This window comes from Thalassotalea sp. G20_0 (assembly GCF_017744175.1).
GTDB lineage: Bacteria > Pseudomonadota > Gammaproteobacteria > Pseudomonadales > Endozoicomonadaceae > Endozoicomonas.
Genome location: NZ_JAGHQV010000134.1, coordinates 1 through 2,902, shown reverse-complemented (window position 1 = coordinate 2,902; position 2,902 = coordinate 1). Strand labels below are relative to the sequence as shown.

Annotated in this window: 2 protein-coding genes; both read right to left on the bottom strand. The window is 51.7% G+C overall.

The annotated features are described in order from the left end of the window. Positions 1 to 2,382 (bottom strand): DUF1601 domain-containing protein (locus J7438_RS24935; RefSeq protein WP_209278751.1); only part of this gene is annotated, 2,382 nt, incomplete at its 3' end. Positions 2,383 to 2,613: 231 nt separating this feature from the next. Then, a partial coding sequence (locus tag J7438_RS24930; RefSeq protein WP_209278750.1) for a hypothetical protein occupies positions 2,614 to 2,902 on the bottom strand: 289 nt, incomplete at its 5' end.

Below are 2,902 nucleotides of genomic sequence, written 5' to 3'. Positions count from 1 at the left end.
GTTATTGTTACTGGAGTCCAGAGACAATCTGGCACAGCAAACCATCACTCCCCAGAGAGACATCAATATGTCTTGCTGTGAGAGCTGAGGGTTTTCACTGATTCGGTAAACAAGCGATTCAAACATATAGGTAACCACGTTCAGCTCAACGAACTCACCCAGTTTCGCCGTGGCCCGCAGCAGGTTGGCGATTTCCCGTGGGTTAAAGTTAGCTTTCTGTGCGTTCACGTGGCGCAACAGCGCGGCCACGGCCTCGTTAAGCTCTGGTGTCAGCTCCTGCCCGCTATCCACCAGTTTCACCATGGTCCACAGCAGGTTGGCGTTAGCCTGTGGTGTAAAGTTATCTTTCTGTGCGTTCACGTGGGGCAACAACGCGGCCACGGCCTCTTTAAGCTTTGGTGTTCTATTCTGCCCGTTGTTCAGCAGTATCGCCATGGCCCACAGCAGGTTGGCGATTTCCTGTGGTTTAAAGTCAGCTTTCTCTGGGTTCACTTGTAACAGCACGGCCACGGCCTCTTTGAGCTGCGGTGTCCGCTCCTGCCCGTTGTCCACCAGTTTCGCCGTGGCCCATAGCAGGTTGGCGATTTCCTGTGATTTAAAGTTATCTTTCTGTGCGTTCACGTCGGGTAATAGGCTGGCCACGGCCTCATTGAGCCCCGGTGTCCGCTTCTGCCCGTTGTCCACCAGTTTCGCCATGGCCCACAGCAGGTTGGCGATACCCTGTGGTGTAAAGTTAGCTTTCCGTGTGCTCACATGGGGCAACAGTGCGGCCACGGCCTCGTTGAGTTCTGGTGTTTGCTCCTGCCCGTTGTCCACCAGTTTTGCCATGGCCCACAGCAGGTTGGCGATATGCTGAGGAATAAATTGGTGTTTCTGTGTGTTCACGAGGGGCACCAGCGCGGCCACGGCCTCATTGAACTCTGGTGTCCGGTCCTGCCCGTTGTCCACCAGTTTTGCCACGGCCCACAGCAGGTTGGCGATATCCTGGGCATTAAATTGGTCTTTCTGTGCGATCACGAGGGGCAACAGCGCGGCTACGGTCTCTTTGAGCTCTGGTGTCCACTCCTGCCCGTTGTCCACCAGTTTCGCCATGGCCCACAGCAGGTTGGCGATTTCCCGTGGCTTAAAGTTAGCTTTCTTTGCGTTCACGAGGGGCAACAGCGCAGCCACGGCCTCGTTGAGCCCTGGTGTCCGCTGTTGGCCGTTGTCCACCAATTTCGCCATGGCCCACAGCAGGTTGGTAATACCCTGTGCATTAAATCGGTCTTTATGTGCGTTTACCCGGGACAACAGCGTGGCCACGGCCTCGTTGAACTCTGCTGTCTGCTCCTGCCCGTTGTCCACCAGTTTCGCCATGGCCCACAGCAGGTTGGCGATTTCCTGTGGTTTAAAGTGAGCTTTCTGTGCGTTCACGTCGGCCAATAGCCTGGCCAAGGCCTCATTGAGCCCTGGTGTTCGCTCCTGCCCGTTGTCCACCAGTTTCGCCATGGCCCACAGCAGGTTGGCGATTTCCTGTGGTTTAAAGTGAGCTTTCTGTGCGTTCACGTCGGGCAATAGCCTGGCCACGGCCTCATTGAATCCTGGTGTTCGCTCCTGCCCGTTGTCCACCAGTTTCGCCATGGCCCACAGCAGGTTGGCAATATGCTGAGGAATAAATTGGTCTTTCTGTGCGTTCACGTGGGGCAACAGTGCGGCCACAGCCGCGTTGAACCCTGGTGTTCGCTCCTGCCCGCTGTCTACCAGTTTCGCCATAGCCCATAGCAGGTTGGCGACACCCTGGGCACCAATATAGCTGGCTTCAGTTTTTTGGTTGCACTTGAATATTATTGCATCAAGCAGTGTTGACAATAAGGCAGTTTGAGTAAGCTTGACACGCTCATCCAAGGGTCTATGAGGGGTAAAAACACCCGCTGAAGTAAATGAGTGCAGTGTTGTCGTCAGGCTTCGCCAATTCCAGCTCCGCGTTGCTGTGAAATTTTGCAGCAAACGCATCAACTGGCTTTGTTCCGCTCTATTTAAAGGTCTTTTAGACGCTGACGTGTATTTTTTAATTGAACTGGCGTATAGGCCGTGATCTCTTCCATCATAGCGATGACCGAAACGATACGATTTGCTCACCAGACCATCCATTATTTCCTGTTGGGTGAGAGCATTAAAATCTTGAGCAGGGTTTACTGAACGGTGCAGTAGATATTGAGAAGGGCTTGCGGCAGAAGATTGGTAAAATTCATTACGCCCCGTGCGGGGGGAATTATCCCACTGTCTGACTGTGGCATGTCTATATCGTCCACGCCTTGAAGAAGCGGCTTGGTCATCCGGTTGGTTGTCATCATTACCTGATCTTGCGTATTGACCACTGATACCAGCAGAGGTTCTATCCATAATTATATTTCATTAATTCATGAGAATATAAAAAGCAGACTGCTGTTCTGTGCAGAAGTTCATTTTATTGGAATGTTACAAATGTAAGCAGTTAGAGAAACGCATCTGCTCCTGATGCCAACCATCCGTTATCTTCAAATCATCCGGGGCGAAATTCAGGGGCAACAGGTCTTCAACGCTGGTAGAACTTTCCTGGAATGTGAAAACGGTTCCTGGGTCGAAGGGAGGGGATTACTGGCTGTTTTTTCTCTTCCTCTTGGCTGGTTTGCCGGTTTGTTCTTCTAACTGTTTTTCGACGGTTAAGTAACCGTGCTCTGTGGGTTGCCTGCCTTTATCAGCAGTAACGTATGCAGCATCTGCCCACTCTTTTTTAAGTGATACAGAACCATGCTTCTGTGGCGCGATGCCTGTCCCGGTCTTTATTTGATCAATGTATGGTTTCATTAAATCCTGATTCCCAAGCCTGTTAACCGGAATTTCAATGACCTCAAATCCTGCTTTTTGCAACAGTGCGATTTTA